Below are 21,166 nucleotides of genomic sequence, written 5' to 3' on the forward strand. Positions count from 1 at the left end.
GCGCAGATGATTGTCCGAAGCCGACCCTGTCGCGTTTCGACGATCCAATCGAAATACCCGCGTTGCTGAAGGCGGGAAAGCGCACCCCAACCTCTCCCACAGGCGGGAGGGTCGCGAGACTTACGAAGCGTAGCGAAGTTAGTTGCAACGGGGTGGGCAAGCGCTAGGCCCGCCCGCTAGGCTTTCACCAGCGTCACTTGCGCCACGTCGATGCCGCCGCCCAGAAAGCCGCCTTCGCAGTACATCAGGTAAAAGCGCCAGAGGCGGATGAAGCGTTCGTCGAAGCCGGGGGGTAGCCGTCCGCCTTCCACCGCCGCGTCGAAATTCTCGCGCCAGGCGTGCAGAGTGCGGGCATAGTCCTGCCCGAAGCCCTTGCGGTCTTCCCAGGTGAGGCCGCGTTCCTCGGCCAGAGCGCGGAATTCCGGCTCGTTGATCAGCATGCCGCCGGGGAACACGAAAGTCTGGATGAAATCGGCGCTGCGGGCATAGGATTCGAAAATCCGTTCATCCATCGAGATGTACTGGATCGCCGCGCGGGCGCCCGGCTTCAGGTTCTGCGCCACGCAATCGAGGAAATCGGGCCAGTATTGGCGCCCCACCGCCTCCACCATCTCAACCGAGGCAATTCCGTCGTAGAGCGCGGCGCCGTTCGCAGTGGCAACGTCGCGATAGTCCTGCTTGCGGAAATCCACCGTGCCGGTCTGCGGCTTCCAGCGCTGACGCGCATAGGCAAGCTGTTCGTCGGACAGGCTGATCGCATCGACCGCGACTTGCTCGCAATCGGCAAGGAAGGCCGCCAGCGTGCCCCAGCCGCAGCCGATTTCCAGCACGCGCCCACCGGGCTGCAGCGCCAGCCGGCGCGCGATGGCCACGATCTTGTTCGATTGCGCCGCATCCAGCGGGGTGACGAACTGCGCCAGCGCATTCGGCCCGCTGCCGGGCTTGGTGTAGATCGCGCTGGAATAGAGCATGGTGTCGCCCAGCCACGCCTCATAGAAATCGTTGCCCAGATCGTAGTGCGCGTGAATGTTGCGCAGCGAACCGGCGCGGCTGTTGCGGCGCAGCCAGTGCATCAGCCGGGTCGCCAGTCGCCATGGGCCGCGTGCCCGCGCTGTGTCGCCCAGGCTGCGGGCATTGTCCATGAACAGCGCGAACAGCGGCACCGGATCGGGGCTGTCCCACTCGCCCGCTTCCCACGCCTGATACCAGCCGACCGAGCCCGACGTCGCCAGCCGCAGCAGAGCGCGCCAGCTTTTCAGATGCACAGCCGCGTCGAATCCGGGCTGCCGCCCGCCCAGCATCCGCGTCTCACCCGAAGGCAGCGTGGCCTCTATCGATCCGCGAATGAGGCCCGCGTCGATCCGGTCGAGAATCTTCGCCACACCGCCCGACCACAACTTTGCCAGCCATTGCGGACCGACGCCGATCGCCCGTCCGCCATCGACCAGTTCTTCGCCTCTCCCGGGTGCATGCGCGTTCATGGTTCCGGATATGATCCCGTTCTCGGCCGAGGGCAATTGCCTATACTGCCTAGTTGTTTGTCTTAAGCTTCTGCCACGCTGCAAGAGCCCGTTCGCGCCCGTCGCGATGCTCGACCAGCTTGGCGGGATAGCCCTTTGGGCGGACCATAGGCGATGGATCATGGATCTCCGGTTCGGGCAGATCGGCCAGCTCGGGTACCCATTCGCGGATATAGGCGGCAGCGTCGAATTTCTCCGACTGGCTGAGCGGCGCCATGATCCGCACGAACATCTGCGCATCCACGCCGGAGCCGGCGCTCCACTGCCAGTTCACCGCGTTGGAGCCATAGTCGGCATCCACCAGCGTATCCCAGAACCACTGCTCCCCCTCGCGCCAGTCGATCAGCAGGTGCTTGATCAGGAAGCTGGCGGCGATCATCCGCACGCGGTTGTGCATCCAGCCCGTGTGCCAGAGCTGGCGCATCCCGGCGTCGACGATGGGATAGCCGGTCATGCCGCGTTGCCATGCCTTCAGGTCCGCCTCGGCGCCCTTGCCGCTGCGCCAGTGAAGGTGCGCGAAGTCCTCCTTGGCGGAATGGCTGCCATAGTCGGGCAGCGCCAGGATCACGTTCTGCGCATAGTCGCGCCAGCCCAGCTCCCCCAGAAACACGTCCACCGAACCGCCGGCATCAGCCACTGCATGCCAGACCTGCGCGGGCGAAATCTCTCCGAAATGCAGGTGAGGCGAATGGAACGAGGTGCCCTCCACGGAAGGCAGGTTGCGCTGCGCTTCATAGCGCGCTGCTTCTTCGGCGAAGTCATGGAGGCGCTTCTTCGCGCCCTCCTCGCCCGGCTGCCACATATCGCGCATGCCGCCGGCCCAGTCGGGCTTGCTGGGCAACAGGTTCCAATCCTCCAGCCGGTCGGAGTTCGGCCACATGTGCGGCGCATCGATCTTCTGCGGGCGACGTAGCGGTTCGTGCGGCGGCATCCGCTCGTTCAGCGCCCGCCAGAACGGGGTGTAGATGCGGTAGGGATTGCCCGATCCGTTCAGCACCGACCCCGGCGGGGCGAGGTAATTGCCGTGGTGGAGGTGCAGGTCCACCGCCTTGCCCACCGCCCTTTCGGCATTGCGCCACCAGGGTTCGTAGTGGTGCAGCGCATGAACCTCCTGCGCGCCGGTTTCCTTGATGAGATCGGCCAGCACATCCTCGCACTTGCCCCGCCGCAGGATCAGGCGCGATCCCTTCTCGCAGAGGCTCTCATCCAGGCTGGCGAGCGAATGGTGCAGCCACCAGCGGGACGCCGCGCCCATGCGCCGGTGGCGGGGCGTTTCGTCGTCCAACACGTAGACCGGGATAACCGGCCCTTTGCTTGCAGCCTCGACAATGGCAGGCTGGTCCGACAGGCGCAGGTCGCGCCGCAGCCAGACGATCACGGGAGTTTTCATGGTGCCGGAACGCTTCGTAGTCATCACGGTTTCCTAGCGCCATGAACCCTTTGCCCAAAGTCCCCATCCTGCCCCGCCACCGCATCGATCCGCGCAAGGCGGCGATTGCCGCTGCCGTCTGCTGGGCAGGGTTCGCCGCATTCGTATGGGCCGTTCCCACCGGCCGCACGCAGCACTTCGACCAGTTAGGCCTGCTGTTCTGGCGCGCGGGAGACTTGCGGCCGCTCGGCCCGGTAAAGCTGCTTGAATGGGTGCGCGATCTTACCGCGATGGGCGGATCGTTACTGATCACCCTGTTCACCACCCTTGCGGTCGTCGCCCTGTTCTGGCTGCGATGTCGGAGGGAGGCGGTGCTGTTGGCGCTGACGGTGATCACGGGCAGCATGGTCAACACTCTGCTGAAAGCGCTGTTTGGCCGCCCGCGTCCCGAAATCGTGCCCCACCTGACCGAAGCGGGCGGCGCCAGCTTTCCCAGCGGACACAGCTTCAATTCGGCATCGACCTATATCGCGCTGGCCCTCGCCTTTGCGGCATTGAACGCGCGCGCGGGCGTGCGGCACACGCTGATCGCCGCCGCCGTGCTGCTGAGCCTCTGCATCGCATGGAGCCGGGTCTGGCTGGGCGTGCATTGGCCCAGCGACGTGATGGCCGGCTGGCTGGGCGGCGCGGCCTGGGCCTTCACCGCCAGCGCCACGCTCTATCGCCCGGCGGAGGCAGTGGCGGATATCACCGAGACGGACAGCCCGGAGCACCCGTAAGCACATCGACGGCGACGTTGAAATTGCGTCGCACGGCCGGCCCGGTGTAGCGCGCATCGCCGAAGGTCACCTTAGCAGTGCAGCCATGCCGTTCGATCCGCGCCATCGGCATTTGCGACCAGGCCAGGAACTTCTGCGCTGCCGGAGTGGCCCGGCCCGCCTTTGCCGCCAACGGATCGCCCATATTGTCAGCAATCGGCCCAGTGCTTTCGGTCAGCGTGGTGAGGCTGCGGAAAGGATCGTAGCGGCCGAAGGCGATCTGCCCCTGCTGTCGCCAAATGACGTCACGGCGCCAGAACGCCAGCGGCTCCGGCGAAGCGAAGACGCGATCGGGTGCGGCATGAGGCTCGCCCATCGAAGGTGCCCGCCATGCGAGCGCGGATAGGCCGATGTTGAGCATAATGAAGCCCACCACGCCCGCCAGAGCTGCCAGCGCAGGCCGCCCGGCGTTAGCCCTTCCCCGCTTCGCCCGCTGCCGGCTTCCCCAAATCCCGACGCCCAGCATCGCCAGCAGCCAGGGCGACACGATGAACAGGCCATCGGTGTGGAACCAATCCCCCCGCATCGGGGAGAGCAACTGGATCGCATAGACGTTCTGCAGGTCCAGCATGGGATGGGTCAGCGCGCCCAGATAGCAGAGCGCCAGCAACCAGCCGAAGCGCATCGGCAGTCCGCTGCGGAACACCGTGCCGCGCCGCATCTGCCAACGGTCGAGCAGCCACAACATCCCTGCCAGCAGCGGCGGCATAAGCAGCACGCCGCCGACCAGCCCATGCGTAAATCCGCGATGCATCGCCAGCGGCGCCCATGGGGACCAGCCGAAGAATACATCGATATCGGGCATGTTGGCCGCCAGCACCAAGGCCGCCAGCCCCTTGCGCGTACGGCGCTTCAGGCCGGTTTCGCCTAGCGCCCAGCCGACCAGGCTGTGGGTGAGATTATCCATGGGGAGCAGTGTCTTGCATCGAAGGCGGGATATCGGAAGCGATTATGCTGTCCGCCCGTTTCTCTGATCAACTTTTCTCGTCGCCCCCCTGAAGGCGGGGGTCCCGCTTTTTGCGCACGCAGAGAGATCGGGCTGAGACTGCCCTCTCTGCGTCTCCGCGTCTCTGTGGCTGAAAAAGAAGAAAGCGGGATCCCCGCCTTCGCGGGGATGACGGAGTGGGAGGGGGTGATGGTCGTGGGTGATAGTCTGCCCGGATGCGCGCACTTCCGACTTTATCCCGCCTTTTCCTCGACTACCCAGGTCTGGCCCTTGCCCAGCAGCTTGCCGAGATCGGCCGTCTTGCCCGCGATCAGCCTTGCCCGTTCCTCTACCACGGCGCTTTCGAACGTCGGCGCCGGATCGTCGTAGATCACGCCCAGCGCCATCGGGAATGGCCCGAACGGCATCTCCACCAGCATATGCGCCAGCCCCCGATTGCGGACGTTGTGCACAGCCACACCGGCCGCCTGCCAGTCGCCCTCCACCACATCGACGACTTTGAGCGACAGCGTATCAAGATCGAGCGCCAGTCCCTTGGTGTCCTTGGCGAACAACAGGGGCTCGCCATCGCGCACCTGAATCTGGTTGTCCGCCGCCACGGCCTTGGCGGTGAAGTCGTCGAAGCGGTCCTTGTTGTAGACGATGCAGTTCTGGAATATCTCGATGAACGCCGCGCCGCGATGCTCGTAGGCGGCTTTCAACACATCGGGCAGATCCTTGGAGACGTCATAGCCACGCGCCACGAAGCGGGCCCCGGCCCCCAGCGCAAAAGCACAGGGCAGCGCGGGACGGTCCACCGATCCGACCGGCGATGTGGGTGAAGGCGTACCAACGCGGCTCGTGGGTGAATACTGGCCTTTGGTGAGGCCGTAGATCTCGTTGTTGAACAGCAGGATCTGGCAATCGAGATTGCGGCGCAGCACGTGCATCGTGTGGTTGCCGCCGATCGACATGCCATCGCCGTCACCGGTCACCAGCCAGATATCGAGGTCCGGATTGGCCAGCTTGATCCCGGTGGCTACTGCCGGTGCGCGGCCATGGATCGTGTGAAATCCATAGCTCTCCACGTAGTAGGGAAAGCGACTGGAACAGCCGATGCCGGAAACGAACACGGTGTTCTTCGGATCCGCGCCCACCATCGGCAGTGTGCGCTGTACCGCCTTCAGGATCGCATAGTCGCCGCAGCCGGGGCACCAGCGCACCTCCTGATCGGTTTCCCAGTCTTTCAGCGTGGTCACGGGGGTCATGTCATTCATGATCGTCTCCAGGCTTGGTGCCAAGAATCAGGGCTGTTCTATTTCCGGTGCGGGAAGCTGGGTCTCGTTCACCGCGACCTCTCCACCCTCATTGTCCGGCACGCCGTCGAAAAACCGACCAATCGCCGCTTCCAGTTCGGCAATGGCGAATGGCTGGCCGCTGGTCTTGGACAGGGGCACTGCGTCGATCAGGAACTGGTCACGCAGCACCGTCTTGAACTGCCCGGTGTTCATTTCGGGCACGAGAACGTTGTCGTAACCGGCCAGCAATTCACCAAGGTTCGCCGGCAGCGGCCAAATATGGCGCACGTGGATATGGCTGACGTCCAGCCCCTTCTTCCGCGCCCGGCGCACCGCCTGATGGATCGGCCCGAAAGTCGACCCCCAGCCCACCACGGCCAGCTGCCCACCGGGGTTGCCAAGGCAGACCTCCTGCGCGGGAACGGTCTGCGCCACCCCGTCGATCTTCGCCTTGCGGGCGTCGGTCTGGTGCTGGTGGACATCGGGCGCATAATCGATGTTGCCGGTGTCCACCGCCTTCTCGATCCCGCCGATGCGGTGCATCAGGCCGGGCGTGCCGGGCTTGATCCAAGGTCGCACGCCCCGTTCGTCACGCTTGTAGGGCAGCACTTTGCCTTCGGGATCGTTGCTCTCACCCAGGAACGTGACGGGAAACGGCGCGAAAGTGGCCGGATCGGGCACTTTCCACGGCTCGGAAGCATTGCCGATATAGCCGTCCGTCAGCAGGATCACCGGCGTCATGTACTGGGTGGCGATGCGGCAGGCCTCTATCGCGCATTCGAACGCATCGGCAGGGGACCGCGCGGCGACCACCGGCAGCGGCGCATCGCCATTGCGGCCATAGACGGCCTGATAGAGATCCGACTGCTCGGTCTTGGTGGGCAGCCCGGTGGATGGCCCACCGCGCTGCGAATTGACGATGACGAGCGGCAGCTCGGTCATGATCGCCAGCCCCATCGCCTCTCCCTTGAGGGCAATGCCGGGGCCGGAGGACGAGGTGACGCCAAGATGCCCGGCGTAACTCGCGCCGATGGCCGCGCAGATCGCGGCGATCTCATCCTCCGCCTGGAAGGTGGTGACGCCGAACTCCTTCATCTTCACCAGATTGTGCAGCACCGCCGATGCCGGCGTGATCGGATAGCCTCCGAAGAACATCGGCAGGCCCGCCAGCTGCGCGCCGGCCACCAGCCCCAGCGAGACCGCCTCGGCCCCGGTGATCGTGCGGTAGAGGCCGGGCTGCGAAGGCACCGGATCGATATGTTGCTTGTGCAGCGGGCCGGCCAGTTCCGCCGTCTCGCCATAGGCATGGCCGGCGTTGAGCGCGGCCACGTTAGCCTCTGCCAGCACCGGGTTCTTCGCGAACTTGGCGTTCAGCCAGTCCACCAGCGGTTGCCGATCGCGGTCGAACATCCAGAGCGCCAGCCCCAGCGTCCACATGTTCTTGCAGCGCAGCGCTTCCTTGTTGCCAAGGCCGAAGGGCTTCACCGCTTCCATGGTCAAAGCCGAAATATCGAAGGCCAGCACATCCCATTTGGCGAGGCTGCCGTCCTCCACCGGGTTGGTTTCGTACTTCGCCTTTTCCAGGTTGCGCTTGTTGAACTCGCCAGTGTCGACGATCACCAGCCCGCCGGGCTTCAGCGCCTGCACATTGGTCTTCAGCGCGGCCGGGTTCATCGCCACCAGCACGTCGGGCGCGTCACCCGCCGTAGTGATCTCGCTGGAGCCGAAATTGATCTGGAAGGCGGAAACGCCGAACAGCGTGCCCTGCGGCGCGCGGATTTCGGCGGGGAAGTCCGGAAACGTCGCCAGATCGTTGCCGGCCAGCGCGGTGGACAGGGTGAACTGCCCGCCGGTCAACTGCATGCCATCGCCAGAGTCCCCGGCAAAGCGAACGACGACGGCCTCTACGGGGCCACTCTGCGGGGATGCGTCCTGATTCGACGCGCTTTGATTCGACGGGCCTTGATCCGACACCACTGTCGCCATCATCGTCCTCCTCCGGGAGTACCGTTCTGATGCCGGCCGAATTGTCTCCCGCGCCCAGACTATGCCTGCTTACTACCGGTGCAAAACAGAAAAACTCTCAAGGTCGAAATCCCGACCCTGCCTGAATCGTTCCCGAAAGGGTTACCGGGGATAGAACGATAAATCGCGCTGGCTTTGCGCGTGGGCTTGGGCCATTGTGCCGGACATGCGCTCCGAAACAGCGATCCACAAGCAGATCCCGGCGACGAGCCTTCCCCTCACAATCTGGATTTCTCTCCGACGATGAATGATTTCGCGTCCCTTCCCTACCGTCCCTGCGTCGGTGTCATGCTGGTCAATTCCGATGGAAAGGTCTTCGTCGGCAAGCGAATCGACACCAAGGAAGGCGACTGGTGGCAAATGCCCCAGGGCGGCGTCGACGATGGCGAAGACCTGAAGGACGCGGCGCTGCGCGAACTTTGGGAAGAAACCGGCGTGACCGAGCGGGACGTGACCGTCCTGTCCCGCACGCGCGAGGAACTGCTGTACGATCTGCCGGACGAACTGATCGGCAAGCTGTGGAAGGGCAAGTATCGCGGCCAGCGCCAGACCTGGTTCCTGCTGCGCTTCGAAGGCAGCGACGACAATGTCGATCTGGAAGCCCACAAGCCGGCCGAATTCAACGACTGGAAATGGGTGGAAGCCGAGCAGCTGCCCGACCTGATCATCCCCTTCAAGAAGCGCGTCTATCGTGCCGTTCTGGAAGAATTCCGCGCGCTGATTTGAGGCGTGCTTGCGCCAAGCCCTTCGACAAGCTCAGAGCGAGCGGGGCTTGGCAATACGTCGCAGTTCAGAATGAGCGGATTACACAACATCCGCTCATCCTGAGCTTGTCGAAGGATCGAAGGATCAGTTTTCCGAAACCACCGGCTTGGGCGCAACTGCATCGGCGCTGACCATGCGCGGCGTGCCGATCTTGGAAATCTCGGCCGCAAGCTGCTGCGTTTCCGCGCAATCCTTGCCGCAAAGCGTCTGCAGGCGGGCAAGATTGCGGCCGGCCTTATCGGTCGCGCCCTTTTCGGCCAGCGCAATGCCTTCGCCGGCGATCGCTTCCAGATTGCGCGGGTCCGAAACCAGCGCCACGCGGTAATAGTGCAAAGCCTTGCCCTGCAGGCCCTGGCGGCGCGTGGCGTCTGCCAGCGCGAGCAGAACCGACACATTGCCGGGGGCGACCGTCAGCGCCGCTTCATAAGAGTCGATAGCCGCATTGATGTCGCCCGAAGCAACGGCGGCATGACCTTCGCCCAGCAGATTGGCCGCGCGCGGATCCATCGGCGCGACAGGCTGCGAGAGGATCGCGCTGGAAGAGACGGCAACAACGAGAGAAAGGGCAATGGCAACAGGCGTGTAACGCATCAACAGGTCCTTGGCCGAGGGCTTGGTCCTCATCATAACGCCCGACGCTATCACAGCCGATGAAAGCGTGCGACGAAAAAGCCGTCGGTCCCATCGTGCCAGGGCGAAAGGCGCAGTCCCTCCCCGCGCGGCGTTCCGGCGGGAAGCACCGGCGTTTCCGCGCGCCAGCCGGAATGGCGGCGCAGGAAGGCCGCCGCCTGATCGGCGCCCTCTTCGTCCAGCAACGAACAGGTGACGAAAACCAGCCGTCCGCCCGGTCGCACCAGTTCCGCCGCTACGTCCAGCAGGCGCGACTGGATCGCCGCATAGCGTGCCAGTTGCGCTTCGGTCAGTCGCCAGCGCGCCTCCGGATTGCGGCGCCAGGTGCCGGTGCCCGAACAGGGCGCATCGACCAGCACGGCGTCCGCCGCCCCGGCAAAGCGCTGCAGTGCCTGCGCTTCCTTGTTGGGATTGAGCAACACGGTTTCGATTGCGGTGGCCCCGGCGCGCTCCGCACGCGGTGCAAGGCGCGAAAGGCGCGCACGATCGGTATCGGCGGCAACCAGAATGCCGCTGTTTTCCATCGCCGCTGCCAGAGCGAGGGTCTTGCCCCCTGCCCCGGCACAAAGGTCTATCACCGTCTCGCCCGGCCGTGCGGCCACGGCTTCGCAGGTCAGCTGCGATCCGGTGTCCTGCACTTCGATGGCGCCGTGAACATAGGCGTCGGACTGTTCGATGCTGGTTTCGGGCGGATAGCGCCAGCCATGCGCGGCCACGGACCGTTCACCGCCCTCGGGCAGGTCGAGCCGTCCGGGACGCAGGGTGTTGACGCGAATGTCCAGCGGGGCGCGGTCCAGCAGCGCCATGGCATCGGTTTCGGAAACCGCGCTGGCCGCGAAACGCTCGACCAGCCAATGCGGGGCAAGGCCAGCTTCCGCCACCGGCTCACCGGGAACGATCGTCGCGGGAGAGTGCCCGGTGCCGGCGAACAGCGCGGCAAGCTCCGGATCGTCGGCCACGACGCGCAGCATGGCCGCGCGGCCGGTCTCCGGCACTTCGCCGCAGGCCCGGATCGCGCGATAGGTCAGTTCGCGAACCGCACGCCGATCCTTGCTGCCGGCGAAGCGGCGGGTGCGGAACCAATCCCCGATCAGCCGGTCGGCAGGCGCACCATTGGCGCGCGCCGCCGCGATCACCAGGTCCAGAACCTCGATCGCCGCCTGTACGCGCGCACCCGGCGTCATGCCCTTGCTCTACCCGCGTGCGATCAGCGCGAGGGGTAGTTCGGTGCCTCACGCGTGATGGTCACGTCGTGGACATGGCTCTCGCGCAGGCCGGCATTGGTGATGCGCACGAACTGCGCGCCCTTGCGCAGGTCCTCGATCGTGGCCGAACCGGTGTAGCCCATGGCCGCCTTCACGCCGCCGACGAGCTGGTGGATCACGTCCTTGGCCGGGCCCTTGTAAGCGACCTGGCCTTCGATGCCTTCGGGAACCAGCTTCATCTGGTCCTTGATGTCGCCCTGGAAGTAGCGGTCGGCCGAACCACGGCCCATCGCGCCAACCGAACCCATGCCGCGGTACGACTTGTAGGCGCGGCCCTGGTAGAGGAACGTCTCGCCCGGCGCTTCTTCGGTACCGGCCAGCATCGATCCGACCATGATGGTCGATGCGCCGGCGGCCAGCGCCTTGGCAGCGTCGCCCGAAGTGCGCAGACCGCCATCAGCGATCACCGGCACGCCCGACTTGTCGGCCTCTTCGGCAGCTTCCATGATGGCGGTGAGCTGCGGCACGCCGACACCGGCAACGATGCGCGTGGTGCAGATCGAGCCCGGCCCGATGCCCACCTTTACGCAATCCGCACCCGCGTCGATCAGCGCGCGCGCCGCTTCGGCGGTGGCGATGTTACCGGCAATGACTTGTGCCGAGTTCGACAGCTTCTTCACGCGCTCGACCGCGAGCGCCACGTCCTTGTTGTGGCCGTGGGCGGTATCGATGACGACAACGTCGCACTCGGCAGCCAGCAGCGCCTCGGTACGGGCAAAGCCCTTGTCGCCCACGGTGGTCGCCGCGGCCACGCGCAGGCGGCCGGCGGCATCCTTGGTGGCGTCCGGATAAGTGACGGCCTTTTCGATGTCCTTCACGGTGATCAGGCCGACGCAGCGGAAGTCGTTATCGACCACCAGCAGCTTCTCGATCCGGCGGGCGTGCAGCAGGCGGCGCGCCTCTTCCTGATCGACGCCCAGCTTCACGGTGGCCAGGTTTTCATGCGTCATCAGCTCGCGCACCGGCTGCGCCGGGTTGGCGGCGAAGCGCACGTCGCGGTTGGTGAGGATGCCGACCAGCTTGCCCGAATTCTCAACCACCGGGATGCCGCTGATCTTGTTGGCCAGCATGATCGCCTGCGCCTCTCCCAGCGTGGCGTCCGGGCTGATCGTGATCGGGTTGACCACCATGCCGCTTTCGAAGCGCTTCACGGCGCGGACGGCGGCACACTGTTCCTCAATCGTGAGGTTGCGGTGCAGGACGCCGATGCCGCCCAGCTGGGCCATGACGATCGCCATGTCCGCTTCGGTCACGGTATCCATGGCCGAGGAGATGACCGGGATGTTGAGGGAAATGTCGCGCGTAAGGCGCGTGCGGGTATCGGCCTGGGTGGGGACGATATCGGACTTGGCGGGACGCAGCAGTACGTCGTCGAAAGTAAGTCCGAGGGGAATGTCCATGTGCGCCACCATTATCTTGTCGGGGGAGAATCGTGGCGGCCCATGTAATCAAAGGGTGGCGCCAGTGCTAGCCCCCAATTTGCCCGCCGCGCCTCATTTTCCGGTCGGTGGAACAGGGCTGGACGCCGGCGTCGGCGCGGGTGGCGCAGTGCCCTTCGGCAGGCTGCTGACGGCGCTGGCCGGAACCTTGCGCAGATCGGCGAACCAGCGGCCAAGTGCCGAAAGAAGCTTAACATCGTCCACCGCGCCGCCCAGTTCCAGCGGATGCGCCATGTGCACCAGATCGTCGCTGGGCCGGTGGTAGTCGCTATCGAAAAAGGCGCGCATCCGCGTCATGTCGCCGTACGCGGTGGACACGAGCACCGCCGGAATATCGTGCTGCGCCAGTGCCCAACCGTCCTGCCGGCGCACGTAATCGTTCGCCTCGTCACTGTTGACCACCTTGAACTTCTCGGCCTTGGCGACTTTGACGATCGTGGCGTCCAGCCCCGTCATCCCACGCCCGACGATGGCGAACGGCGTGCCGTGCGGGGCAATGGCATTCGAATCGATGTTGAAGGCCGCCACGATCTGCCGCAACGGCAGCGGCGGGTTCTCCGCAAAGGCATGGGCGCCCAGCAGGCCCAGTTCCTCCCCGGTGGTGGCAAGGAAATAGACGTCGCGGTCCAACTGCGGCCCGCGCGAGAGGCGGCGGGCGACTTCGGTGAGCGAGGCGACGCCGCTGGCATTGTCTATCGCGCCGTTGCAGATCACGTCCTCAGCCGGCGGCGCGCCGCACTCTCCGAAATGGTCCCAGTGCGCCAGGAACAGCACCGCGCCGGTTTCCGGGCGGCGGCCGGGCAGCTTGCCGATCAGGTTGTGGGTGCGGATCGTGGTTTCGCGGGTGGTCGCCTCCATCGAGGCGGTCAGGTCCAGCGGGACCGGCGCGAAATCGGGCTTCTCGGCCAGCTTCTCCAAACCGACCAGCGTCTGCCCGGTGCCCTTCAGCAACACGGTCATCGCATCGCGGGTGATGAAGGCTTCCAGATCGCCGCCCAGCGAATCGTTGGACAGCGCATAGCCCGAACGCTTCCGCCGCGCCGCTACCTGATCAAGGCTACGATCACCGTCCAGCACCGTCAGCACGGCAGAGGCGCCCATTTCCAGAAGCTGGTTCTGGCGTTCGCTATCCGGCGTGTTCCCGTCCAGCACCACGGCGATGCGGCCTGCGAGTTCGGTGCGCGAATAGTCGCGCCCCCTGCCCTTGCCCACGAACAACAGCGGCACGCTGCGCACCAGACTGCGCTTGCCGGACGTGAGCACCAGCACGTCCTTGGGCGTCACCACTCTTCCCTTGCGCTGGAACTGCGCGGAAGATGTTGCCGGTTCGCGCGCGACCAGGGTTACGGGCGCAAACCATTCATGGCCGGGATCGTTGGTGCCGGACGTCAGCCCGATGTCGAACCACTGCTTGCCCAGATAGCGCAAGGTCTTCGCCTCGCCATCGGTGCCGGGTTCGCGGCCGTCGAAATCGTCGCTGGCTAGCACCGCGATCTGGGCGCGCAGACGGGCGGCGATTTCCTGATCCGCGCGGGACGCCGATGCCGAATGGGCGATTCCGGCGCCAAGCAGGGCGGCAGCCAAAGCCCCACCCAAAGCCACCGCTCCGGCCGTACGGGCCATGCTCGCCTTGAAACCCCTGTTCATCGTTCCGCACCCTATACGCGGGAATTGCCCGGGCGGTTAGCGAATCTCGCCCAGCCATCGGAAGCCACGCGATTTTTCCGGCCAGCGTGCCACAGGAACAACACGGTGCCTTTTCCATTGAACAGGACCGGGGCGGGCGATTACGCTCCCGCCTTGAGGGATCAGACACGAAGGGACACCGGACGGATGCGGCTCGACAGGTTCAACCCCGACAACATCCGCGTAACCCAAGGCGGCAGCCGCTTCCCCGGCGGTGGTGGCGGCAAGCTGGGATGCGGCACGCTGGTGATCGTGCTGATCGGCATGTTCGTCTTCGGCGTAGACCCCCAGCAGATGCTGGGCACGATCGAAAACGTGCAGCAGCAGAGCCCTCAACAGGGCACGCCTGTCCAGCAGGGCGAACAGCAAGACCCGGTCAAGATCTGCGGCCAGAACGAGTATGCCCTGGAAGCCTGCAACGCGCTCAGTTCGCTGAACCAGACGTGGGAACCGCTGTTCAAGCAGGCCAACATCACCTTCGATCAGCCCGAACTCCACTTCTACAACGGCACCGACCGTTCCGGTTGCGGCGCTGCCCAGGCCGCAATGGGGCCGTTCTACTGCCCGGCCGATCAGGGCATTTACATCGACACCAGCTTCTATGACGAACTGGAGCGCAAGCTGGGCGCCAAGGGTGATTTCGCCCGCTATTACGTGGTCGCGCACGAGTACGGGCACCATGTGCAGCACCTGCTGGGCCTCGATTCCAAGGTTCGGCAGGCGCAGCAGCAGAACCCGTCTCAGGCCAATGCCCTGCAAGTGCGGATGGAGCTTCAGGCAGACTGCTATGCCGGCGTCTGGGCAGGCAAGAACAAGGCAAGGATCGAGCCGGGCGACATGGAAGAAGGCATGACCGCCGCCAGCGCCATCGGCGACGATACGCTGATGAAGAATGCCGGTCAGCGCGTCAGCCCCGAAAGCTTCACCCACGGTTCCAGCGCCCAGCGCATGAAATGGCTGAAGCGCGGTCTGGACTCAGGGAACGAGGACGCATGCGATACGTTCTCCGACCTGTAAGCATCAGATATTCGGGCGGGTGCGACCGTTCGGGCGCCAGTCATGCGGTGCACTTCGCATGACGGGGTGAGGCACGCCTTCACGCTCTCGCGCACCTCTCCCGCAGTCAGGAGATCATCATGCGCCGACTTTGGACTGCCGCTATCTTGACCGGCCTGCTGGCCGCCCCGCTGGCCACTGCGCCCGTCTCGGCAAAGCAGCGCCCGATCACCGATTCGGAGCCCAATGCCGTGGACATCGCCAAGACCCCGGCGACCGACCTGAACCTCGACAAGACCAAGATCCCGCCACTGCTGCAGGCGGCGACGCAGGAACCCTATACGCTGGTCGGCATCAAGACCTGCGCCCAGATATCCTCTGCCGTGCTGGCGCTGGACGATGTGCTGGGGCCGGACGCCGATCTGCCATCGGATCCCGGTGGTTCGATCAGCGCCGGACGCGTGGCAAAATGGGCCGTCGGCTCGCTGGTCCCGTTCCGCGGCCTGATCCGCGAGATATCGGGCGCCAACGCGCAAGACCGTGCCGTGCTCGCCGCGGTGCGCGCGGGCATAGCGCGGCGATCGTTCCTCAAGGGCGTGGGCCATGCCAAGGGCTGCAAGTATCCCGCATCGCCCGCAACGCCTGCGATCATCAAGGCGCACCTGCAGAGCTTACAGGAAAAGGATGGCAAGCGGGACGACAAGCCGCAGGAAAAGGACGGAAGCACCGCCTCCGTCCCCACCACGTCTACCCCCGTGGTCCAGAAAGTGCCCTGACCGCACTGACCGGCGGGGCCTCTCAGCCCCGCCCGAAATCAGTCGTTCCAGGAATTGTCCACTTCGGCGCGGGCCCGATCGGCCTCGGCGCGCGCACGGTCGGCCTCGGCACGGGCCTTCACCATCTCCGCATCGAGGTCCGCCATGATCTCATTGCGCAGTTCGGCCGAGAGGTGACGATTCGCCGCAACCGCGGTGCGGGCGTCAGCCACGGCCCGCACGGATGCTTCGATCGCCTCCTTCGGCACCCCGGTGCAGATCACCGTGGATGTGCCGCTCCTGCCAGAACGCTCCTCGCTGCGAGCGCGGTCCGCCGGACAACGGCTGTCTATCCGCATTTCGCGGTAGCTGCGCGATCCATCCGCGTCACGGGTAACGATGCGGATCGTCTGAACCTTGCCGTCGGCTGAGGTGCTCTGCTTCACTTCAGGCACGCCGCGCATCGCCTGCGCGACGCTGGCCTGGACGCTGCGGGCAATCGCGCGATTGAGCGAGACCGATGCAGGCGGCTCAGGCGGCTGCGGCGGCGCCGGCGGCACCGGCGCTGCGGCGACCTGCGGAGCGGCCGGAGCCTCCGGCGCGGCCGGAGCCGGGGGCGCCATCGGTGCGGCCTCGGCTGCTGCGGGCCAGGCTGCATCAGGATCGGTCGCGTCGGGATCCACCGCACGGATCGCTGGAACCGCAGGCGCGGCGGGCACGGCGGGACCGGAAGGAGCCGCCGGCACGTTCGGCGCTTCGGGTGCCTCCTCCATGGCGGCGTAGGTAACGGTGGCGGTAAACGGCACCGAGACGACGGCCAGCGCGAACAGGCTGCGCGCGGCAACCCGGCGGGCAGGCGAGACTTCGGCCCGGCCCAGCGCCTTCAACCGCTGGATGATCGGCTTGTCCCCCGCCAGTGTGCCGGCCATCGGCGCGGCCAGCGTCAGCCGCGTGCTGGCCGCGAAGCTGGCGATCAGCCGGCCGTAACGGGCCCGCATCTGCCGCCCGCAGCCCGCCATGACGCGTGCGTCACAGGCCGCTTCCTGATCGGCACGCAGCGCGCGCCAGGCAGCCCAGCCCAGCGGGTTGAACCAGTGCAGCGCGAACAGCGGCTGCAGCGCCATGATCGCCAGCAGATCGTTGCCGGCATGGTGCTCCAGCTCGTGCGCGATGGCGAAATCGGACGATTCGGAGTCCACGGTGGCCAGGAAGCCTTCGGGCAGCGCCACGCACTTCTCGAACACGCCGAAGGCCAGCGGCGCAGCGGCCGCCGGGCTTTCATAGATGCGCACCTCTCCCGAGCGGGCGACAAGCCGCGCATCGCTCAGGATCTCGCGCCGCATTAGCTGATAGTTCCAGGTGCGCCACGCCAGGAAAACCACCGCACCGCCCAGCCAGACCGCCAGCAGCAGCGCCATCCACGGAACGTGCGCGAAGAGGCCGGGATCGGCGAGCGCGGGCACGCTATCGGCCGCCACCGGCATGGCGGCGTCATGTGCGGCGAGTGGAACTTCGCCAACCGTCTGCACCGGCATCGTCAGCGGCACCGCGGCGGCCGTGATCGGCTCCACATCGAAGGAAAACTCGGGAACCACCCCGCGCGGCAGGGCCAGCGGGGGAAGGATCAGCCGGATCATCGGCAGCGCCCAAAGCGCATAGGCCGCCGCCGGGCCGAACATACGGGCCACCGGGCGGCGAACGAAGAGGATCAGCGTCATCAGCACGCCCGTCATCACAAGCGTATCGGCAAGCCACTCGATCATGACCTCAACTCCTTCAGGAGGGCCTCGATTTCGGCAATGTCATCTTCAGTCAGCGCATCGGACTCGGCAAGATGCGCGAAAAGCGGCGCGGCGCGGCCACCGAACAGGCGGTCGACCAGACGGCGGCTTTCGGTGCCGACATAGGATTCGCGGGCGATGCGCGGGGTATAGAGGAAGCGCTTGCCGTCGGGCTCGGTGGCGACCGCCTGCTTGGCGACCAGACGCGAGAGCAGCGTCTTTACCGTGGCGAGGCTCCAACCGCGCGGTTCGCAAACCTTTTCGCAGACTTCGGCGGCGGTGAGCGGGCTACGCTCCCACAGAGCCTCCATCACGGCGTGTTCGGCTTCCGAGATACGCTCCGGCGTGTCGGGCTCTTCGGCCACGGCTTCCTCCATCGTTTACACACGTAATCGACTACGTTTGTAAACATGAACGCCAGATGAACATGTCAGCCACTCTCGGTCAGGATGCCGATCATCACAGCGGCGCCTAGCAGCACCAGAAAGGCATTGAACGTGACCAGAAGCGCTGCGGGCAGACGCGGCGTATCCGTCTCCGGCGGCGGTGCGACCGGCCGCAACTGGCGCCAGATGCCGGCGATGAAGCTGAACTCTGCAAACAACAGCAGCATCATCGTGGTCACCATCACCAGCCACTCGCTGACCAGTCCCTGCAACAAGGCCCGCGCGCCGATGCCGGAAGCCAGCGCACCCAACCCGGTGCGCACCCAGGCCGCGTAAGTGCGTTCTGCGGCAAGGATCGTGCGATCGGCCGCCAGTACCGTGCGCCGGTCAGCCGTGTCCGCCTGCTTCTCGACATTCTCGGCAACGCGGCGGGCGTCCTTGGCGATTTCGCCGGCAAGCGCGTGCTTGCCCTCGTCCTGCCCGCCGTCCTTAGGTTCGGGATCCTCGCTCATCGTCGATCTCCCGCTCCGTGCGGATCAGCCGCCCGCCTTGCCCAGCTTGCGCAGGCCCAGCGCGACGGCGATCATGAACACGCCGCGCATGAAGAAGCTGATCGCCACGATGATCGCCAGAAAGCCGATGGCGGTCGGCACGCTGGAGGTCAGCAACAGCACGCCCAGCACAACATCCAACACACCCATGAACAGGCGCCAGGCCTTGTCGTTCCGCGCCTTCAGCGCAAAGGCGATCTCGAACCCGCCGGAGATCAGCAGCCATGCGCCGATCGCCCAGACCAGCGTGACCGCCCCGGCCAGCGGGTTGAACAGCACGTAGAGCCCGGCGATCAGCCCGATCGCGCCCAGCAGGATTTCCGTCCAGCGCGCGCGCTTCGACATCGAGTGGAAACCGGCGGCGATCCCGGCCACGCCATAGACGCACAGCATGAAACCGATCATGAATCCGGTGGCGAAAGTGGCGACCAGCGGGTTGGCGATGACGATGACCGCAACCGCGATGAGTAGCAGCCCATAGGCCAGCACCCAGCCCCAGGCGAGCGGCGGCGTGCCGAGATAAGGAGGGGCCAGAGGATCGGCAAAAGCACTTGGGTCGGTGTGTGAGGTCGTCATGCAATCGACTCCTGTTCCCGTGCAATGTTGCCCAAGTAATGCGACGGAGCGGTTTCGGTTGCAATGCAATTGGTTGGAAGGCCGACTAGGGATTTTCCCGGTGACATCCCCCTGAAACGAAGAAGGGCGGCGCATCGCATTGATGCACCGCCCTTCCCGTTATTTATGCCGAAGCCGTATCAGTACACGCGCGCCTTGGGCTTGATGTACTGCGCGTCGTCGGTGAGCGTGTATTCGTGAACCGGGCGGTAATCGAGACGGATTTCGCCGCCCTTGCCGCCCCAGCCGTTGAACCAGCCCACGGTGTGCTTCATCCAGTTCGCATCGTCGCGGTTCGGGAAATCCTCGTGCGCGTGGGCGCCGCGGCTTTCCTTGCGCGCCTGGGCGCCGTGCAGCGTGACCGAGGCCTGCGAGATCAGGTTGTCGAGTTCCATGGTCTCGACCAGGTCCGAGTTCCAGATCAGGCCGCGATCGGTAACCTTGACGTCCTGGAAGCGCTCGTAGGTCTTGGCAAGCTTTTCCTTGCCTTCGACCATGAGTTCATCGGTGCGGAACACGGCGGCGTGGGCCGACATGGTGCGCTGCATCTCGGTGCGGACTTCGGCCGTCGGCGTGCTGCCGTTGGCGTTACGGAAGTGGTCGAGGCGGGTCAGCGCGAGGTCGGCCGAATCCTTCGGCAGTTCCTGCTGCGCCGCGCCCGGCTTGACGATTTCCTTGAGGCGGTGGCCGGTGGCGCGGCCGAACACCACGAGGTCGATCAGCGAGTTCGAACCCAGGCGGTTGGCGCCATGGACCGAGACGCAGGCCGCCTCACCCACCGCGAACAGGCCCGGCACCACGGTGTCCGGATTGCCATCCGGACCGATGGTGACGACTTCGCCGTGATAGTTACAGGGAATGCCGCCCATGTTGTAGTGCACGGTCGGGACGACCGGCAGCGGCTGGCGGGTAAGGTCCACGCCTGCGAAGATCTTGCCGCTTTCGGTGATGCCCGGCAGACGCTCGCCCAGCACCTTGGGATCGATGTGATCGAGGTGCAGGTAGATGTGGTCCTTGTGCGGGCCGACGCCGCGGCCTTCGCGGATTTCCAGCGCCATCGAGCGCGAGACGACGTCGCGGCTGGCAAGGTCCTTCGCGGAAGGCGCGTAACGCTCCATGAAGCGCTCACCCTCGGAGTTGGTGAGGTAGCCGCCCTCGCCGCGCGCGCCTTCGGTGATCAGCACGCCCGCGCCGTAGATGCCGGTGGGGTGGAACTGCACGAATTCCATGTCCTGCAGGGGCAGGCCGGCGCGCAGCACCATGCCGCCGCCGTCGCCGGTGCAGGTATGGGCCGAAGTGGCGGTGAAGTAGCTGCGACCATAGCCGCCGGTCGCCAGCACCACGGCCTGCGAGCGGAAGCGGTGGATCGAACCGTCGTCCATGCAGAGCGCGATCACGCCGACGCACTTGCCGCCGTCCATGATCAGGTCGATGGCGAAGTATTCGATGAAGAAGTCCGCGTCGTACTTCAGCGACTGCTGGTAGAGCGCGTGCAGCATGGCGTGGCCGGTACGGTCCGCGGCGGCGCAAGTGCGCTGCACCGGCGGGCCTTCGCCCATGTTCTGCATGTGGCCGCCGAACGGGCGCTGATAGATCGTGCCGTCGGCATTGCGGCTGAAGGGCACGCCGGCGTGCTCCAGCTCGTAAACCGCCGCCGGGGCTTCGCGCACCATGTATTCGATGGCGTCCTGGTCGCCCAGCCAGTCCGACCCCTTGACGGTGTCGTACATGTGCCAGGTCCAGTGGTCCGGCGTGTTGTTGCACAGCGAGGCGGCGATGCCGCCCTGCGCCGCCACGGTGTGCGAGCGGGTGGGGAAAACCTTGGTGATGCACGCGGTCTTCAGGCCGGCTTCGGCCGAGCCCATGGTGGCGCGCAGACCCGAGCCACCGGCGCCGACGACGACGGTGTCATAGGTATGATCGATAATCTTGTAGGCAGGGGCGGACATTATGCGTGTGCTCCCAGCGCGAGGCGAACGATGCAGAAGACGCCGAAGGCGATGCCACCGCAGGCGGCAAGGTTCAGCGCCGCGATGCAGGCGAACTTGTTGGCATGTTCGTGCACATAGTCCTCGACCAGCACCTGCAGGCCGATGCGGGCGTGCCAGAACGTGGTGACGACCAGCAGGATCATCGCCACGGCCGGAACCGGGCGGACCAGCCATTCGACGACCGAGGCATAGCTCAGGTCAGGCAGGAAAAGGAGCGAGACGGCGAGGAAGATGCCGGTCAGCAGGTTGCCGATCGCGGTGAAGCGCTGCAGCAGCCAGTGATGAACGCCGGTCTTGGCAGAGCCGAGGCCGCGCACGCGGCCGATGGAAGTTCCGTTACCCATGTTCCGT

At 65.6% G+C, this 21,166-nt stretch carries 19 protein-coding genes; 4 read left to right on the forward strand and 15 right to left on the reverse strand.

What is annotated here, in order from left to right; genetic code table 11:
* Positions 1-176 precede the first annotated feature (176 nt).
* Together ACZ1JC_RS23815 and ACZ1JC_RS23820 are read right to left on the reverse strand one after the other, a co-directional pair.
* Positions 177-1,481 (reverse strand): class I SAM-dependent methyltransferase, encoded by a 1,305-nt coding sequence (locus tag ACZ1JC_RS23815; RefSeq protein ID WP_465137814.1) that lies wholly within the window; start codon positions 1,479-1,481, stop codon positions 177-179.
* 49 nt (positions 1,482-1,530) lie between these two features.
* The gene (locus ACZ1JC_RS23820; protein WP_465138506.1) at positions 1,531-2,910 is read right to left on the reverse strand and encodes a cryptochrome/photolyase family protein; all 1,380 of its coding nucleotides are present in this window, start codon (positions 2,908-2,910) and stop codon (positions 1,531-1,533) included.
* Between the two features lie 41 nt (positions 2,911-2,951).
* Here ACZ1JC_RS23820 and ACZ1JC_RS23825 point away from each other — a divergent pair, with 41 nt between their 5' ends.
* Complete coding sequence (locus ACZ1JC_RS23825) at positions 2,952-3,668, forward strand: phosphatase PAP2 family protein (RefSeq protein ID WP_465137813.1); 717 nt, start codon at positions 2,952-2,954, stop codon at positions 3,666-3,668.
* Here ACZ1JC_RS23825 and ACZ1JC_RS23830 read toward each other — a convergent pair.
* The 3 genes from ACZ1JC_RS23830 to ACZ1JC_RS23840 all read right to left on the reverse strand — a co-directional run bounded on the left by ACZ1JC_RS23830 (position 3,637) and on the right by ACZ1JC_RS23840 (position 7,916).
* Positions 3,637-4,614 (reverse strand): metal-dependent hydrolase, encoded by a 978-nt coding sequence (locus ACZ1JC_RS23830; RefSeq protein ID WP_465137812.1) that lies wholly within the window; start codon positions 4,612-4,614, stop codon positions 3,637-3,639. The two genes, ACZ1JC_RS23825 and ACZ1JC_RS23830, sit on opposite strands and share 32 nt — an antisense overlap.
* Before the next feature lie 272 nt (positions 4,615-4,886).
* Positions 4,887-5,909, reverse strand: a complete 1,023-nt coding sequence (locus tag ACZ1JC_RS23835; protein ID WP_465137811.1) for a 2-oxoacid:ferredoxin oxidoreductase subunit beta — start codon at positions 5,907-5,909, stop codon at positions 4,887-4,889.
* A gap of 27 nt (positions 5,910-5,936) precedes the next feature.
* On the reverse strand, positions 5,937-7,916 hold the full coding sequence (locus ACZ1JC_RS23840; RefSeq protein ID WP_465138505.1) for a 2-oxoacid:acceptor oxidoreductase subunit alpha: 1,980 nt from the start codon (positions 7,914-7,916) through the stop codon (positions 5,937-5,939).
* Between the two features lie 282 nt (positions 7,917-8,198).
* Here ACZ1JC_RS23840 and ACZ1JC_RS23845 point away from each other — a divergent pair, with 282 nt between their 5' ends.
* Complete coding sequence (locus ACZ1JC_RS23845; RefSeq protein WP_465137810.1) at positions 8,199-8,681, forward strand: RNA pyrophosphohydrolase; 483 nt, start codon at positions 8,199-8,201, stop codon at positions 8,679-8,681.
* Between the two features lie 123 nt (positions 8,682-8,804).
* Here ACZ1JC_RS23845 and ACZ1JC_RS23850 read toward each other — a convergent pair whose 3' ends face one another.
* The 4 genes from ACZ1JC_RS23850 to ACZ1JC_RS23865 all read right to left on the reverse strand — a co-directional run bounded on the left by ACZ1JC_RS23850 (position 8,805) and on the right by ACZ1JC_RS23865 (position 13,701).
* Positions 8,805-9,347 carry a tetratricopeptide repeat protein gene (locus ACZ1JC_RS23850; RefSeq protein ID WP_465137809.1) on the reverse strand — a complete coding sequence of 181 codons (543 nt, stop codon included), beginning with the start codon at positions 9,345-9,347 and terminating at the stop codon, positions 8,805-8,807.
* A 14-nt stretch (positions 9,348-9,361) separates the two neighbouring features.
* Entirely contained in the window at positions 9,362-10,534 is a 1,173-nt protein-coding gene (locus tag ACZ1JC_RS23855; protein ID WP_465137808.1) for an RsmB/NOP family class I SAM-dependent RNA methyltransferase, read from the reverse strand.
* Positions 10,535-10,557: 23 nt separating this feature from the next.
* Entirely contained in the window at positions 10,558-12,015 is a 1,458-nt protein-coding gene (gene guaB, locus ACZ1JC_RS23860; RefSeq protein WP_465137807.1) for an IMP dehydrogenase, read from the reverse strand.
* Positions 12,016-12,108: 93 nt separating this feature from the next.
* Positions 12,109-13,701 carry a M28 family peptidase gene (locus ACZ1JC_RS23865; RefSeq protein ID WP_465137806.1) on the reverse strand — a complete coding sequence of 531 codons (1,593 nt, stop codon included), beginning with the start codon at positions 13,699-13,701 and terminating at the stop codon, positions 12,109-12,111.
* 186 nt (positions 13,702-13,887) lie between these two features.
* Here ACZ1JC_RS23865 and ypfJ point away from each other — a divergent pair, with 186 nt between their 5' ends.
* Positions 13,888-14,757, forward strand: a complete 870-nt coding sequence (gene ypfJ, locus ACZ1JC_RS23870) for a KPN_02809 family neutral zinc metallopeptidase (protein ID WP_465137805.1) — start codon at positions 13,888-13,890, stop codon at positions 14,755-14,757.
* 119 nt (positions 14,758-14,876) lie between these two features.
* The gene (locus ACZ1JC_RS23875; protein WP_465137804.1) at positions 14,877-15,512 is read left to right on the forward strand and encodes a hypothetical protein; all 636 of its coding nucleotides are present in this window, start codon (positions 14,877-14,879) and stop codon (positions 15,510-15,512) included.
* Between the two features lie 38 nt (positions 15,513-15,550).
* On the opposite strand, the gene ACZ1JC_RS23880 is transcribed toward ACZ1JC_RS23875, so the two are convergent.
* The 6 genes from ACZ1JC_RS23880 to sdhD all read right to left on the reverse strand — a co-directional run bounded on the left by ACZ1JC_RS23880 (position 15,551) and on the right by sdhD (position 21,159).
* The gene (locus tag ACZ1JC_RS23880; protein WP_465137803.1) at positions 15,551-17,254 is read right to left on the reverse strand and encodes a M56 family metallopeptidase; all 1,704 of its coding nucleotides are present in this window, start codon (positions 17,252-17,254) and stop codon (positions 15,551-15,553) included.
* Positions 17,251-17,649 carry a BlaI/MecI/CopY family transcriptional regulator gene (locus tag ACZ1JC_RS23885; RefSeq protein ID WP_465137802.1) on the reverse strand — a complete coding sequence of 133 codons (399 nt, stop codon included), beginning with the start codon at positions 17,647-17,649 and terminating at the stop codon, positions 17,251-17,253. The genes ACZ1JC_RS23880 and ACZ1JC_RS23885 overlap by 4 nt, the downstream gene beginning before the upstream one ends.
* A 53-nt stretch (positions 17,650-17,702) precedes the next feature.
* Positions 17,703-18,170 carry a YidH family protein gene (locus ACZ1JC_RS23890; RefSeq protein WP_465137801.1) on the reverse strand — a complete coding sequence of 156 codons (468 nt, stop codon included), beginning with the start codon at positions 18,168-18,170 and terminating at the stop codon, positions 17,703-17,705.
* 24 nt (positions 18,171-18,194) lie between these two features.
* A complete protein-coding gene (locus tag ACZ1JC_RS23895) occupies positions 18,195-18,785 on the reverse strand; it encodes an HdeD family acid-resistance protein (protein ID WP_465137800.1) in 591 nt (196 codons plus the stop codon).
* 179 nt (positions 18,786-18,964) lie between these two features.
* Positions 18,965-20,773, reverse strand: a complete 1,809-nt coding sequence (sdhA, locus tag ACZ1JC_RS23900) for a succinate dehydrogenase flavoprotein subunit (protein ID WP_465137799.1) — start codon at positions 20,771-20,773, stop codon at positions 18,965-18,967.
* Positions 20,773-21,159, reverse strand: coding sequence for a succinate dehydrogenase, hydrophobic membrane anchor protein (gene sdhD / locus ACZ1JC_RS23905; RefSeq protein WP_465137798.1), 387 nt, complete (start codon positions 21,157-21,159; stop codon positions 20,773-20,775). Before sdhD ends, sdhA begins: the two co-directional genes overlap by 1 nt.
* Positions 21,160-21,166: the final 7 nt, after the last annotated feature.

This window comes from Sphingomonas sp. BL-S-28 (assembly GCF_055521515.1).